Origin of the sequence: Streptomyces sp. NPDC002838, from assembly GCF_040295365.1 — a bacterium.
Classification (GTDB): domain Bacteria; phylum Actinomycetota; class Actinomycetes; order Streptomycetales; family Streptomycetaceae; genus Streptomyces.
Window position 1 is genome coordinate 61,409 of sequence record NZ_JBEOVF010000006.1, and the last position, 12,939, is coordinate 74,347.

General features: G+C 69.5%; 14 protein-coding genes. 2 read left to right on the forward strand and 12 right to left on the reverse strand.

Annotated elements, in window-relative coordinates; translation table 11 throughout:
- Positions 1–99: 99 nt before the first annotated feature.
- The 12 genes from ABT063_RS10285 to ABT063_RS10340 form a co-directional block, all read right to left on the reverse strand.
- A complete protein-coding gene (locus ABT063_RS10285; RefSeq protein ID WP_351056780.1) occupies positions 100–1,110 on the reverse strand; it encodes an endonuclease/exonuclease/phosphatase family protein in 1,011 nt (336 codons plus the stop codon).
- Between the two features lie 61 nt (positions 1,111–1,171).
- Positions 1,172–2,017 carry a TetR/AcrR family transcriptional regulator gene (locus ABT063_RS10290; RefSeq protein WP_351056781.1) on the reverse strand — a complete coding sequence of 282 codons (846 nt, stop codon included), beginning with the start codon at positions 2,015–2,017 and terminating at the stop codon, positions 1,172–1,174.
- Positions 2,014–3,057, reverse strand: a complete 1,044-nt coding sequence (locus ABT063_RS10295) for a CPBP family intramembrane glutamic endopeptidase (RefSeq protein WP_351056783.1) — start codon at positions 3,055–3,057, stop codon at positions 2,014–2,016. The genes ABT063_RS10290 and ABT063_RS10295 overlap by 4 nt, the downstream gene beginning before the upstream one ends.
- Before the next feature lie 160 nt (positions 3,058–3,217).
- Positions 3,218–3,994 (reverse strand): SAM-dependent methyltransferase, encoded by a 777-nt coding sequence (locus tag ABT063_RS10300; RefSeq protein ID WP_351056784.1) that lies wholly within the window; start codon positions 3,992–3,994, stop codon positions 3,218–3,220.
- Positions 3,995–4,013: 19 nt separating this feature from the next.
- Positions 4,014–4,535, reverse strand: coding sequence for a hypothetical protein (locus ABT063_RS10305; RefSeq protein WP_351056785.1), 522 nt, complete (start codon positions 4,533–4,535; stop codon positions 4,014–4,016).
- A 137-nt stretch (positions 4,536–4,672) separates the two neighbouring features.
- Entirely contained in the window at positions 4,673–5,275 is a 603-nt protein-coding gene (locus ABT063_RS10310) for a LexA family protein (RefSeq protein ID WP_351056786.1), read from the reverse strand.
- A gap of 42 nt (positions 5,276–5,317) precedes the next feature.
- Positions 5,318–6,520 (reverse strand): acyl-CoA dehydrogenase family protein, encoded by a 1,203-nt coding sequence (locus ABT063_RS10315; protein ID WP_351056787.1) that lies wholly within the window; start codon positions 6,518–6,520, stop codon positions 5,318–5,320.
- A 205-nt stretch (positions 6,521–6,725) separates the two neighbouring features.
- Complete coding sequence (locus tag ABT063_RS10320; protein ID WP_351056788.1) at positions 6,726–7,265, reverse strand: GAF domain-containing protein; 540 nt, start codon at positions 7,263–7,265, stop codon at positions 6,726–6,728.
- A 7-nt stretch (positions 7,266–7,272) separates the two neighbouring features.
- Positions 7,273–7,842 carry a GTP-binding protein gene (locus ABT063_RS10325; protein WP_351056790.1) on the reverse strand — a complete coding sequence of 190 codons (570 nt, stop codon included), beginning with the start codon at positions 7,840–7,842 and terminating at the stop codon, positions 7,273–7,275.
- A complete protein-coding gene (locus tag ABT063_RS10330; protein ID WP_351056791.1) occupies positions 7,820–8,212 on the reverse strand; it encodes a DUF742 domain-containing protein in 393 nt (130 codons plus the stop codon). The genes ABT063_RS10325 and ABT063_RS10330 overlap by 23 nt, the downstream gene beginning before the upstream one ends.
- Positions 8,212–8,754 (reverse strand): roadblock/LC7 domain-containing protein, encoded by a 543-nt coding sequence (locus ABT063_RS10335; protein ID WP_351056792.1) that lies wholly within the window; start codon positions 8,752–8,754, stop codon positions 8,212–8,214. Before ABT063_RS10335 ends, ABT063_RS10330 begins: the two co-directional genes overlap by 1 nt.
- Before the next feature lie 51 nt (positions 8,755–8,805).
- Positions 8,806–10,266, reverse strand: coding sequence for a sensor histidine kinase (locus ABT063_RS10340; protein ID WP_351056793.1), 1,461 nt, complete (start codon positions 10,264–10,266; stop codon positions 8,806–8,808).
- Positions 10,267–10,800: 534 nt separating this feature from the next.
- Here ABT063_RS10340 and ABT063_RS10345 point away from each other — a divergent pair.
- Positions 10,801–12,249, forward strand: a complete 1,449-nt coding sequence (locus ABT063_RS10345) for an NsdA family TPR-like regulatory protein (protein WP_351056794.1) — start codon at positions 10,801–10,803, stop codon at positions 12,247–12,249.
- A 13-nt stretch (positions 12,250–12,262) separates the two neighbouring features.
- Positions 12,263–12,886, forward strand: coding sequence for a 2'-5' RNA ligase family protein (locus tag ABT063_RS10350; protein WP_351056795.1), 624 nt, complete (start codon positions 12,263–12,265; stop codon positions 12,884–12,886).
- Positions 12,887–12,939: the final 53 nt, after the last annotated feature.

Consider the following 12,939-nt stretch of genomic DNA (forward strand, 5'->3'; position numbering starts at 1 on the left):
GGGATCTGCTCCTGGTGGCGGCTCGGCCGGGCGGATTGCGCTGCCCGGCCGACGCCGGGGCCGTACGGGGAAGGAGGCATCGGCGCGTACGGTCCTGCGTCACGCGGCAAGAGACATGCGCGGCGGCACCAGAAGTGGCTGCTCGGGCCCCATCTCGACGAACTGCTGGCGAGACAGAAGGGTCGGCATTGGCAGCAGCGGCTGGTCGCTCCACTTGGCCAACGGCCGGATGCTCTGCCGCAGGAGGGCTTCGACGAGCTTGCGGCGCGACAGGTCGATCACGACGAGGTCGTGATCGCTGAGCCCGGACATGTCGACGACGCAGACGTACACCACGCCTTGGATGCTGAAGCGGTCCAAGAGCCCGCGGTCGAGGCGGACGGGGCCGCCCTGCTCCGGGCGAGCACGGCCCGCCGTGGCAGCCATCGCGTGAAGCTGTCCGTGGTGGGCCGCCCAGCGGGCGGCATCGTGCATGCCGGCCGCCAGCATGATGTCGTCGAAGTTCGTGTAACTGCGCCAGGAGCCGTCCGGCAGCTGCTCAGCACGGTGCAGCCGGTGGACATCATCCGCGATCTCGGGAGAGGACCAGTCGATGGCGGGGACCAGCTCGCCGTGGGGGCTGGGCATCTCGTTGGCATCGCCGAGCAGCCAGCATGCCGCCCACGGGGCGGTGAGGCCGTTGTGGACCTTGACCTTGTCCACCAGACGCGTCAGCTTGAACGCTTCACGCCTTCGGTCGGGCGGCGAGCAGTACGCGTTGTGGAAGCAGGCCGTGTGGATCGGGACATCGGGCACTTCGTCCAGGTACAGGGGGACGTGGGTGGGTGGCGTGTGAAACCCGGTGCGGTGGTGGCGCTGGGGCCCGATGGTGAACGTGCTTTCGCGTACGAAGAGCCCGGTCGGGTTGTTGCCCTCGCCCGTCCCCCCGAGGAAGCCGCGCATGCCCACCAGGATGTTCTCGGAGGCACCAAGCCGGTGTCTGGCGGCGGCCGCCTCTTCCGGAGAAGCATCGGGACCGGTCTGGACGTGCGGGAGCTCCGGCATGCCGATCCAGTCCGCTTCCAGCTGGGCCAGGAATTCGTACGCCTCGCGACACAGTTCGGGAAGCATCCCGGGCTCCGGACTGGGGCCGCCGTTGCCCTTAAAGTTCCAGTTCAGGAGACGGATACGGTCACTGGACTTTGGCATCATGCGAACCTCCGGGCCTGCTGGGGTGGTGAAGGGCGGGGCGGCGCGGGGAAGGCGCGGTGGCCAGCTGAGGGCGAGCGTCAACGGTCCGCGTCGGGCGGGCTGACGAGCGTCCAGGTGTCGACGGCTCGCTCTTTGATTTCGTCAGCGTCGTCGCGGCGCCGCTGCCAGGTGCGCGGGCGGGAGACCGGCTGTCGGGCAGCAGGCTCCGAGCGGTGTGGGTGATTTCTCGACGAGCCTGGATGGTTGCCGTGGACAGGAGCAGGTAGGAGACCGTCAAGCGGACGACGGCCTCGACACCCCGGATCCGGTCGGGGTGTCCGCCAGGCTCGGCGGCATCCAGGCGGCGACAGCGTTCCGTGACGGCGCCCACAACTGCGGCCAGTCCTCGGCCGAGGTTGACCCGCTGATCTGCCGGGGTGTGCCGTGGCGAGAGGAGACTCAGGTCTGCTGCCTGGTGGCCATGGCTGGTGAGCACGTCGTGGAGCAAGGGGTGATCATGACTCGCCGCGAGTATCCAGCTCATCGCGGCCACGAGGCAGTCTCTGGGTTCCGTGCCCCGTCCGCGGGCTCGGCGCCAGCGCAGGTCCACTCCGTCCAGTAGCCGGTCGGTCTCCCGCCAGAGCAGAGCCTGGGTGATGCCCTTCCGGTCACCGAAGGTGTTGTAGAGGGTTTGCCGTGACACGCCTGCGGCGGATGCGATCCGCTCCATCGAGGTCCGGTCCCACACGCCATCCGCGTGCAGACCAAGCGCTATGTTCAGCACGGCTTCTCTGACGCTCAGTTCCCGGGTCGTTCGCCGACGGTCCGGTGCGATGCGGCTGCTCATGCGTGTGCCTCGTCGCCAGTCCGTGTCTCGCGCCAGGCCCAGAAGGCTGCCGCGAGTGCGAGGGCGAGCACAGGGAGGAGCGGCACGCCGAACAAGCTGTTGAGCACGTTAAAGGAGGCGTGGGCGAGGGCGAGCGGGATCACCCGCCGGTAGCGGTGATACAGCCATCCCGCCGTGATGCCGAGGGGCAGCATCGCGAGCATGGGCCACAGCCCCAGGTAGGCGTGCGGGAGAGTACGCATCAGGGCGGCGACGACCAGGCACTCCCACAGCGGCCGCCGCGCAGCGGTCAGTATCGCGACGACCACCGCCGTGGCCAGTAGCTCTTCGACGCATGCCGACCAGATGCCGTGGGCCAGAAGCGGGCCGAGGTCCGGCACTCCGGCCGCGGCCGCCTGATCTCCCTCCATGACGGGGCCGGGCAGCCGCTGGAGCACACTGAGCAGCAGAACGGCCGCGCACACCGCCGCCGCGTAGGCGTAGAAAACCATCTCGCCCTGCGCCCGTGTCGCCCGCTCGACCTTGGTGCGCTTGCGGAACAGCCGCGTCGGCCCGGTCAGCTTCAGGCGCTGAATGGACAGGCCCCAGCGGGCGGCGACCTCCACACAAAGCCATACCCAGATCACCAGCTCGCTGAGATGCCCGGCGATCTGTGTCGAGGTGCCGTCCGCCGTGAATTCGCCGGCCTCGTCGGCGGCAATCACCGTGAGCGCGCCCACGAGGGGGACGACACGCCGCCACCAATGCCCAGTCCCGTCGGGACGGGGCCGTGTGACGATCAGCCACAGCAGCCAAATCGCGGCCCCGGCAAGCCCGGCCAGCCGGCCGATCTCCTCGACCCGAAGCGCCGCGACCGGCACATCGACGTCGTACAGCTCCACGGCGGCCAGGACAGCCCCCACGAGGTGAGGTCCGGCTGCGAAGGCGTACAAGGACAGCACGGCGGCGTACCCGTGTGCCGCTCCCCAAGAGGTGGGTGGCCGCCCGGATATGGGCAACTGGCTGTGGCCGGAGCGTTCGCGGGCAAGAAGCGAATACATGTCTTCCTAGGACTGTGTCGTGAGGAGTGAGCGTTCAACGGTTCTCGCCGTGCGAGGCGACGGACGGCGCGTGCCGTACGACGGGCGTCGTGCCTCCTGCTGCATGGTGTCGCCGGGGCCGCCCTTGGAGGCCAGTACGGCGAGCAGCAGGAACACCGCACTACGACTTGAGGGCGACGCCTCCGTAGATGTACGTCGGCTCGGGGGAGACGCCTGGGTCAGGGCGCCACAAGGGGCACGAGACGAACCCTGGCTTCAGCAGTTCGAGCCCCTCGTAGTAGGCGGCGAGCTGCTCGGGGCTGCGCAGGACGTACGGGACGGCGCCGGTGTCGTCGTAGCCGGCCTGTGCCTTCATGAGGTCGGCGTCGGTGTTGGTGCCGTCGTAGTGCACGAAGTAGCTGCCCGAGGGCAGGGCAGCCAGGAGGTGGCGGACGATCGCCTTCGCCTCGGCGTAGTCCTCGATGTGGCCGAGGATGCCCATGAGCAGCAGAGCGACGGGCCGGTTGAAGTCCAGGGTGGCCGTGGCGCGGCGCAGGATCGTCTCCGGGTCATGCAGGTCGGCGTCGATGTAGGCGGTGACACCCGGGGGCTTGCTGTAGAGCAGGGCGTTGGCATGGGCCAAGACGATCGGGTCGTTGTCGACGTAGACGATCTTGGCGTCCGGGGCGATCTTCTGGGCGACCTCGTGGGTGTTGTCGTACGTCGGCAGGCCGGTGCCGATGTCGAGGAACTGGCGGACGCCGAGGTCGCGGGTGAGGTGAGTGACGGCGCGGATCAGGTAGTCACGGGACGCGCGGGCCATGATCTTTACCTGGGGGGCGATCGCCGCGTAAGCATCGCCCGCCTCCTGGTCGACGGGGTAGTTGTCCTTGCCGCCCATCCAGTAGTTCCAGATCCGTGCCGAGTGAGGGACGGACGTGTCGATCTTGTTGTCCATGGGGTTTCCTCCGGAAGCGTCATGTCCGGGCACGGGCCGGACCGGGGATCGGGGCTGCGAGAGCGGTGAGGATGGGGCACAGCACGAAGGGCGCCGTCAGGAGCTGTCCGACCGGCTCGCCCCGGGTGATCCACCGCAGGCTGAGGCCGTCGCCGCGGGCAGCGCGCGGTGGAATCCACACCGTGGGCCCGCTGAGGTACGTGACCCAAGGCGGCCAGGGAAGATCGTCGGAGAGCGGCGGGACGAAGAAGGTCCAGACGTCTCGTTCAGCGGGCACGGCGCCGCGGCGGGCACCGAGCCGTCGCAGATACTCCAAGGCCGGGGCAGCGTACGGCTGTGGCACCCGGACCGCGTCGAAGTCGCCCCCGGTGCGCATGAGACGGGCGATGGGGCTCCGCCAGGCCGAGCCCAGCAGCCTGTACGCCTCCCGGCCCGGATCGTCAAAGACCAGCGGGATGCCCCAGACGGGTCCGGGTACGTCGGCACGGGGCAGGCCGACGGAGACGGTCGGCCGTACGAGGGTTTGGGACAGGGGGGTCACGGAGGGCCGTTCGGTGCGCGGGTCTGGTGAGACGGCGCGGAGGGCTCGTATCTCTGGGGGAACCAGGGGGACACATTTCCCTCCGCGCCGGCGATGGCGTCGGGACAACGAGTCAGCCGGGTAGAGCGGCGACGCTGTTACAGGGGGTGCGTGACGGCTACCACCCGGCCGAGGATGGTGGCGTGGTCGGTCCGCTCCGGGGCGTCGGCGCCGGGCCGTGCAATCGGTCCCACAGTCAGCAGAGCGCCGTTGCGCAGAGCGTTGCCGACGTCGGGGCCGAGTATGACCTGGAAGACGAATACCGTCCCGGGCTCTCCGGTGCCGTCGCGGGGGACGAGAACGCTGCACATAGAGCGCTGAGGGTCACTTGCCACGGTGGGGAGTTCGACGCCGGTCACCACCTGGTAGGTGCGAGGGATGTTCGGATCGCGCTTGAGCAGGCCCGCCTCTTCCAGCTTCCCGACGTGGTACGCGACGGAGGATGTGCTGCTCAGCCCGACCGCTTGGCCTATCTCGCGTAGCGAGGGTGCGTATCCGCGGCGGCCGATCTCGTCCCCGATGAAGGCGAGGATCTGCGTCTGTCGTGTGCTCAGCGCGTGTTCTGCCGTCTGCGCGGTCGTCCCGGGTGTTTCAAGCAGCGAGACGGCTGATCGTGCGGAGCGGCCGCTGGTGAGCCCCTCCGATAAGGAAGCGGCTGGTGTGTCGTGGGCCTGTGCGGCGACGGGGGCGTTGGGTGTCATGGCGCGCTCTCGTGAGGTACAGCTAGGGAAGGTGGGAGAGAGTCAGGGGGCACGGCGGGCCGCGTGTTCGGCCGACCAGTGGGGTCGGTGGGGCCCGAGAACGGATTCGGCCAGACGTATCAGCTGGACATCGTCCGGTCCTGCGGGGGCGTGGATGAGGTCGATGTCGCGCCGCAGTTGCTCAACCGGCTCGTCGATGCGGGCCGCGTGCCCGCCGTAGAGCTGCTTGGCGTGCTCGGAGGAGGCCGCTCCGGCGCGGTGGGCGGTGAGTTTGGCGTTGTGCAGCCACGGGTCACACGCCTTGCCCTGGTCCAGGAGATGCGCGGCGTGGTAGGCGGCGAGTTCGGCGGTCATCAGGTGGTGCTGCATCTCGGCGACGCGGTGGCGGACGGTGGGCAGGTCCGCCAGGTGCCCGTCGCCGCGCTTGCGGGTGGAGACCCGTTGGGTGGTCTCGTCGAGCATCCGTTGCTGGATGCCGAGGGCAACAGCCGCGAGGTTGAGGCGTCCGTAGACGACGCTGGCGAGTTGGGCGACGGAGAGGCCGTCGCCCAACTCGCCGATCATGTTGGTCTCGGGAACGCAGACCCGGGTTAGGCGAAGGGTGTCGACGCTGAAGCCTCGCAGCCCGTTGACGGGCGCGGGGACGATGTCGACACCGGGGGTGTCCTGCTCGACCAGGAAGGCCGTGAGGCTTCGGCGACTCCCAGGCTTCCCAGTCCGGACGACAACACAGTGGACGTCCGCGATGGCTGCGTTGCCCACCAGGACCTTCTCCCCTTCCAGGATGTATTGCCCGCCGCTGGGCCGGGCGGTCGCCTCCATGCCCAGGACGTGGCTGCCGCGCTCGGGGTCGGTCACGGCGATGGAGGGCCAGCAGCGGCCCGCGGCGATCTCGGGCAGCAGCCTGCGCCGCAATTCCTCGTTCCCGTACTCGGCGATGGGGGCGCAGCCGAGGATGGACGCCTGGAGGGTCGCGCCGGCCGCAGGACTGACGCGGGATACGGCCTGGAGGACCAGGGTCTTGGCGGTGTGGCCGAGGCCCAGGCCGCCGTCCTCGGTGTCGATCAGCAGGCCGAGCCAGCCCGTCTCGCTGAGGACCTGACGCATGTCAGGGTCGGTGTGAGGGCCGCGCTCTTCCGTCTGGCGAGCGAGCGCGGTGAGCCGGGAGGTCGCGAAGGCTTCCGCGTCCTGGAAGAGCCGGAGGTGATCGTCGGTCAGGAACGGGAGGGAGAGGGCGGTCGGCATCGGGGCGGGTCCCCTCGTGTGTGGACGGGTGGCGGGTGGTGTCCGCTCTGGCCTTCACGCGCAAGGCCGGAGCGGTCCGGCATGAGGTCGGCGGCCCGGGGTGAAGGGCTACCGGCGGGGTGGATGTCGGAGGTGTGCCACCGGGCTGCCGCAGGAACGTGGGGGATGCGCGGCCGCCGTCCGGCGTTCTGGAACGCGCGTGCGGCTAGCGGGCCACGACGTCCGCCATGGTCTCGGCTGCCACTCTTTCCACGATCGCCATGACGGCGTCCGACTCCGTGAGTTCGCGCACCCGCTGGTCGATCACGCACGCAGTGCCGAGGACGATCTCTGTGCCCGGGTAGATGAGTGGTTCGCCGTAGTAGGCGTTGATGCCGATGGCGTCGACCACGGGGTTGCCGGAGTAGAGGCGGGAGGCGTGCACGTCGTGCAGTGGGAGGCCGAGCTTGCGGTTCACGACGTGGGGGCACCAGCCGTGCTGTGGGTCCATGTCGCGGCCTACGATCGGCAGGCCGCTGTCGGCGGCCGGGTTGTGCAGGCCCGCGAAGCGCTGCCGTTCGAGCGTGAAGTTGACCATGCTGTACGGGAAGCCGGTCTCCTCGGCCAGCCGGTCGGCGATGGCGTCGAGCAGGTCGTCGGCTTCGCCGGTCACTCCGTGCCGGGCGAGGAGTTCCCTGCGCGTACGGATCATGGCGGGGTCCTGGCGGAGCGTCGCCAGGACGAGGTCACGATGGTCGGGGGTCATGGGGGTCCTATACGGCAGAGGCGGTCAGGGCGGTGGAATGGGCATGCCGGGCGAGGTCGATGAGGACGCCGGCGGCTGAGTTCTCGTCCCGGGCGTCGCAGGAGATGACGGGGATTCCCAGCGGCAGCCGGAGGGCGCGGGCGATGTCGTCCTCGGGGTAGCGGGGGGCGCCCTCAAAGACATTGGCCGCGACGACGAACGGCACGTCGCTGTGTTCGAAGTAGCTCACTGCGTGGAAGCTGTCCTCCAGCCGACGGGTGTCGACCAGGACGACGGCGCCGTGGGCTCCGGAGATCAGGTGGTCCCAGAAGGCGACGAATCGGTCCTGGCCCGGGGTGCCGAAGAGCAGCACTTCCAGCCCGGGGAAGGTGATGCGGCCGAAGTCCAGAGTGACCGTGGTGGTCGTCTTGGACTCCACCCCGTGAAGGCTGTCGATCTGCGCGCTGGCCTGGGTGAGGGTTTCCTCGGTACGCAGCGGCTCGATCTCACTGACCGCGCCGATCAGGGTGGTCTTGCCGACGCCGAAGCCGCCCGCCACCACGAACTTCAGCGTCTCAGCAAGCCTTCCGGCGGGCATCGGGCCACTTCCTTTCGAGTGCGGCGACCACTTCTCGTAGAGTCCCTGGGTCGCTGGCGAAGACGGTGGGGGCGATCTGCACCGCGTGGACGTCGATCAGGTCCGACACGAGGACCTGCACGACAGGAACCGGCTGGCGGATCCTTCCGGCCAGTTCGGCGATCGAACGCCGCCGGGTGAGGCAGAGCGCAACGATCTGCCGTGCCTCGGGTACGACATGGCCCGGAGGGGGCCCGGTGCCCGGTTCGAGCTGTGTGTGCAGTTGCAGGTCCGGGGAGTGCCGGGACTGCGTGCGCCCGCCGGCCACTGCGTACGGCCGCACGCCCAGGGCATCGACCACGGTCCACGGTGCTCCGTCCGCGGAAGTCATCACCGCAGGTCGGCATGAGTGCTGCCGGAGTAGGCGCCGGCCAGCTCTTGCCGGACCGGTGTCTTCATGCGCTGCGGGAACCGCTTGATCAGCTTTCGCATCTCGTAGCCGACCAGTCCGAGGTCAGCGGCCGTCTCGGTGTGGACGCCCAGGACGGTCTCCACCGTGCCCTCCGTCTCGGGGCGATGGGAGAACGCGGCATGCTGCCTCACACCTGAGGCCATGGCCACGAACACGTGGTCGTCGAATTCGATGGCGATCTGCCGCGCGTGCTGCTTGGTCCCGGTGGGGCCCGGGGTGCTGGCGGCGAGCGAGGCGTAGCCGCACAGCGCCGCCGAGACGGTGTCAGCCCAGTCCTTGGCGACGTTGCTGCTGGCCAGCAGGGTCAGGCCGTCCTTCGATGCGACCAGGGCATGTGTCACTCCGGGCACCCCGTTCACGAAGGCGTCCAGCAGCCACGCCACCGTCTGGGCGGGCGTCAGGTCGGGCGGCGGAGCAGGGGTGGTGTCCTGGGCGACGGCGGGGGTGGGAGTGTTGGTCACGGTGAGACCTCCTGGATCGGTCGGCTCCGGCCCTGGCCGGAGCCCCTGATATCACTGGCTGTCGGTGGGCGCGGGCGGCACGTCTTCGGCCAGGGCGCGCTGGTTCCCCCGCTGGAAGTCACCGAACAGACCGGGGCTGTCGGTCACAGCCGCCGGGCCGAGGGCGCTCCTCTGCGGCTGGGGAGAGCCAGATGGGACGTCGGGTCGCACGGGCAGCGGCGGCAGCCCGTCCGCCGTCGGTCCGAGTGACGGTGCGGCCTGCCGAGCACTTCGGCGCTGCGGCAGTCGCCCGGCCGCTGTCCCGGCCGCCACGGCGGCCGGGACAGGCCGGGGAGCGGGGGCACGGCGCTCCGGAACCGGGACGGCGAACTCCCGCTCGGGTTCAGGCTCGGGCCACACGAGCAGATCACCCGGGACGGTGACGAACGCGGTCGTCCCGCCCCCCGGGTTGCGGCGCAGCTCGACGTGGATGCGGTGGCGCTGCGCAGTCATGCCGACGACCAGCAGGCCGAGCCGCCCGTCCTCCAGTTGCTTGTGGACGTCGACGAGGTGAGGCGAGGTGAGCAGCGTGTTCGCCTGGTCCAGCAGCTCTCTGGGCATGCTCTCGCCGCGGTCAGTCACCTCGATGACCAGATCCGCGGACACCGTTCGCGCCTCCACCCACACAGGCATGGTCGGCGCGGAGAACCGGGTCGCGTTCTCGACGAGTTCGCACACCAGATTGGTGACGTCCGGCGCCACATGGCCGGGCAGGGAGAGCTGGGGGGCATGAGAGCCGTGTACGACGCGGGCCCGCTCGTACTGCTCGACGGCCTGGATCGCACCGCGCAGAACCAACGTGACGGTGACAGGCTGGCGCACAGCGCTGGCCGACTCACCGCCGAGGATGGCGAGGTTGTCCACCATGCGCCGGAGCCTCACGGCCATGTTGTCGATCCGGAAGATCTCGTTGAGCAGGCTCGCGGCCTTGACCTGGTTCTGAAGAGCCGCCAGCGCCGCCAGCAGGTTCATGATCAGCAGATGCTCGCGCTGGGCGATGTGCCGGAACATCGCGTGCCGGACCACCAGACGCGACTGCTCGTACGCCGCGATCACCCTGCCGACCACGTCCGCCTGAAGCGCCTCAAGCGCGGTCTCAACCTCGGAGAAGACGATGACGTTGCCGGGCACCGCCGGGTCGGACACCTGAGCAGCCTGGCCAGCCGGTTCACCGGCCGCGTCGTCCGGGCCCTCCGGAGAGGGGACTCGGGGCGTGTGGCCGTGCTGGAGCTGCTGCATCGACCACTCGGCGCTGCGGCCGACGGCGCCGATCGCGTCGAGTATGCGCCGCGTGCCCTCTTGCTGAGCCCGGCAGACAGCCCGTGCCGCCACCCGGGCCCGCCACAGCCCGACGGTCAAAGCGGTGAGCACACCGGCCCCGACCGCGATCAGAAGGTGCGGCACCCTGACGTACGCGGGCGCCGCCCACCACACGCCGCCCGCCGCGCACAGGACGAAAATCAGGATCAGCATCGGCGTAGCCACCGCGCCCTGAACGTGGCCGTAGACCAGTTTCTCGTCCGGCGGCCGTCTCTGCCGTGCACGACGATGGCCGGATCGGCGGCGAGTCGGTAACGCAGACATCGAAATCCTCGGGGGACGCAGAGGGGGGAGGGCCACCGGGGAAGAACCCGCAGCCGCGACGGGGGGACGCGGCTGGCCTGAATGCTCTTCACCCGGTGACCCGGTCTTTGGCAGGACATCAAGCCATCGCTTCAGCTCCCCGGCCGACACAGGCTGTCGGCCGGGCAGCGAGGCCCGGCAGATCGCACCCGGAACCTCTGAGACGGCTGGTGTCCTTGCTCCTACGGTTTCAAGACCCGCACCGTGGCGTCACGGTCAGCGGTGACCAACTTTTTCGGCTGACAGGTAACGCCGTGAGCTGCATAAACGGCTCTACTGCCCGCGTTTTTCGGCACGTTGGGGCCTAGGCCCCTCACGATCTGGGGCGGTTTGCGAAACCACGGGTCTACGGTGAGCCGACCACGACACCCAAGGAGCAGCTACATGAGTGCGCCTCGATCAGCCAAGGACTCGAAGGCGGCGAGAGACGCCCTGCGGCGACAGATGACCGAGCTAGGCAGCCCCATGTCCGCCATCGCAGCGGAGATGCGCACGCAGTTCGGATACCGGCCGCGGGAAGCCTGGCGCCACGCCCACGGCTGGTCACTGCAAGAGGTGGCCGACCGCCTCAACGACAGAAGCCAGCAGCAGAACGAGGCAATCGCCGCAGAGACATCCGCTGTCAGCAAGTGGGAACGCTGGCCGGTCATGTCCACCCAGCGCCGGCCCACGATCCCGGTCCTGCTCGCGCTCGCCGACGTCTACGGATGCGGCGTGGAGGACCTGCTGGACCTCCAGGACCGTGCGGAACTGCCCGCATGGGAACTGAACGTCCTCAACCGGATGACTCCCGCCGAAGCCGAACCCAGCGGCACCGAACTGGTGAAAATGGCCGCGGACGAGTCCCTGACCTGGGCACGCTGGGCGGAGATCACCAACGTCGGTGCCTTCTCGCTCGAACAGCTGTGGGGACAGACACAGCTGCTGGCCTCCCAGTACCTCCAACCGGACTCGAACCCCATCGCCTTGTTCGGCCGCGCCCGCGAACTACGCGCCGAGGCCGGCCGACTCCTGGGCGGCCACCAGCACCCCCACCAGGCCAGCGAGCTCTACATGATCAGCGGCTACCTGTGCAGCCTGCTGGCCTGGATGTCCTCGGACCTGGGCCACGTCGCGGAGGCCGAGACCCAGAGCGAGACGGCATGGCTGTGCGCAGAACTGGCACGCAGCGACACGCTACGGGCATGGGTCCTGTCCGTCCGCTCCAAGACCGCCTTCTGGAGCGGACGGCTAAAGGACGCCCTCCAGCACGCCCGCCGCGGAGCCTCCTACGCCCCCGGCGGCACCGTCGCGATCTTGCTCGCGTGCCAGGAAGCCGACGCCTGGTCACAACTCGGAGCCGTCAACGAGGCACTGGACGCGCTCACCCGCGCCGAAGCCGCCCGGGAAGCCGTCACCGGCTCGGACGACATCGGCGGCCTGTTCGCCTGCACGCCCGCACGACAGGACAACTACGCCGCCGCAGCACAACTGCGCATCGGCAGGCCCAGCGACGCCCTGGAATCCGCGGACCGCGCACTCGACCTCATCAACGCCCAGCCCGTACGGGCCTACGGCACCGTCGCGCAGATCCACATCAGCCGCGCGACGGCGTACCTGGATCTCGGCGAGCCCGACGGCGCATACGAGGCGTTACAGCCAGTCTTCACGCTCTCCCCGGACCGGCGCCTGGCCCCGGTCGCCGACCGGCTGACGGAACTCGGCGCTGGCCTCGGCCAGCTGCGTGGGGCGGGCAGGTCCATCGTGGGCTTGCGCGCGGCGATCGACGAATTCGGACGAGACTCCGCCTCCCGGCGTCTTGCGGCCCTCTCGCCAGGGCACGGTGGCGCCTGATTGGATCACCGGCATGACGACTGAGCCCAACGGCATGCGCAATCACTGGTGGTGGCGACCCGGTTGGAACGTGGGCCGCCGCTTCTACACCTGGCACTTGACGTTCGAGGGACAGCACGACGTGCACCGGCTCGCCGCTGAATACCGCGCCGCCCTCGCCCCCCTGGAACCGGCACTCACGCTCATCCCCGATCAGTGGCTGCACCTCACCATGCAGGGCATCAACTTCATCGACGAGATCGACGAGAAGGACGTCGAGGCCGTCGTCGCAGCCGCCCGCCCCCGCCTGGCCGCGATCCCCGCCTTCGACGTCCAGTTCGGACCGGCGACCATCGACCCCGAAGCCGTCCTCCTGCCCGCTCAGCCCAGCGAACCGGTCCGAGCCGTGCGCAACGCCATCCGCGCCGCCATCGCCGACGTCCTCAGCGACGTACCCGAGCAGGCCGAAGGCTTCACGCCGCACATGTCGGTCGCCTACTCCGCTGCTGACGGGCCGAAAGCTCCCATCGTCGAAGCCCTGGCCGCCCTTGACGCGGAGCCCGCACGTGCGCGCATTGCCACGGCAGAGCTGATCGTTATCCATCGGGACAACCAGATGTACGAGTGGGAGCCCTACGCAACCGTGCCGCTCGGATGAAGCGGCGATGGCGCCGGGCACGGCTGGTCGTCGCCCGTCCCGTCGCTGACCGC

Bases quoted from the DNA above. Each gene is read 5' to 3' on its own strand.
- ABT063_RS10285 (WP_351056780.1), bottom strand. From the start codon at position 1,110: ATGCTTCCCGAACTGTGTCGCGAGGCGTACGAATTCCTGGCCCAGCTG.
- ABT063_RS10290 (WP_351056781.1), bottom strand. From the start codon at position 2,017: ATGAGCAGCCGCATCGCACCGGACCGTCGGCGAACGACCCGGGAACTG.
- ABT063_RS10295 (WP_351056783.1), bottom strand. From the start codon at position 3,057: ATGTATTCGCTTCTTGCCCGCGAACGCTCCGGCCACAGCCAGTTGCCC.
- ABT063_RS10300 (WP_351056784.1), bottom strand. From the start codon at position 3,994: ATGGACAACAAGATCGACACGTCCGTCCCTCACTCGGCACGGATCTGG.
- ABT063_RS10310 (WP_351056786.1), bottom strand. From the start codon at position 5,275: ATGACACCCAACGCCCCCGTCGCCGCACAGGCCCACGACACACCAGCC.
- ABT063_RS10315 (WP_351056787.1), bottom strand. From the start codon at position 6,520: ATGCCGACCGCCCTCTCCCTCCCGTTCCTGACCGACGATCACCTCCGG.
- ABT063_RS10320 (WP_351056788.1), bottom strand. From the start codon at position 7,265: ATGACCCCCGACCATCGTGACCTCGTCCTGGCGACGCTCCGCCAGGAC.
- ABT063_RS10325 (WP_351056790.1), bottom strand. From the start codon at position 7,842: ATGCCCGCCGGAAGGCTTGCTGAGACGCTGAAGTTCGTGGTGGCGGGC.
- ABT063_RS10330 (WP_351056791.1), bottom strand. From the start codon at position 8,212: ATGACTTCCGCGGACGGAGCACCGTGGACCGTGGTCGATGCCCTGGGC.
- ABT063_RS10340 (WP_351056793.1), bottom strand. From the start codon at position 10,266: ATGCTGATCCTGATTTTCGTCCTGTGCGCGGCGGGCGGCGTGTGGTGG.
- ABT063_RS10345 (WP_351056794.1), top strand. From the start codon at position 10,801: ATGAGTGCGCCTCGATCAGCCAAGGACTCGAAGGCGGCGAGAGACGCC.
- ABT063_RS10350 (WP_351056795.1), top strand. From the start codon at position 12,263: ATGACGACTGAGCCCAACGGCATGCGCAATCACTGGTGGTGGCGACCC.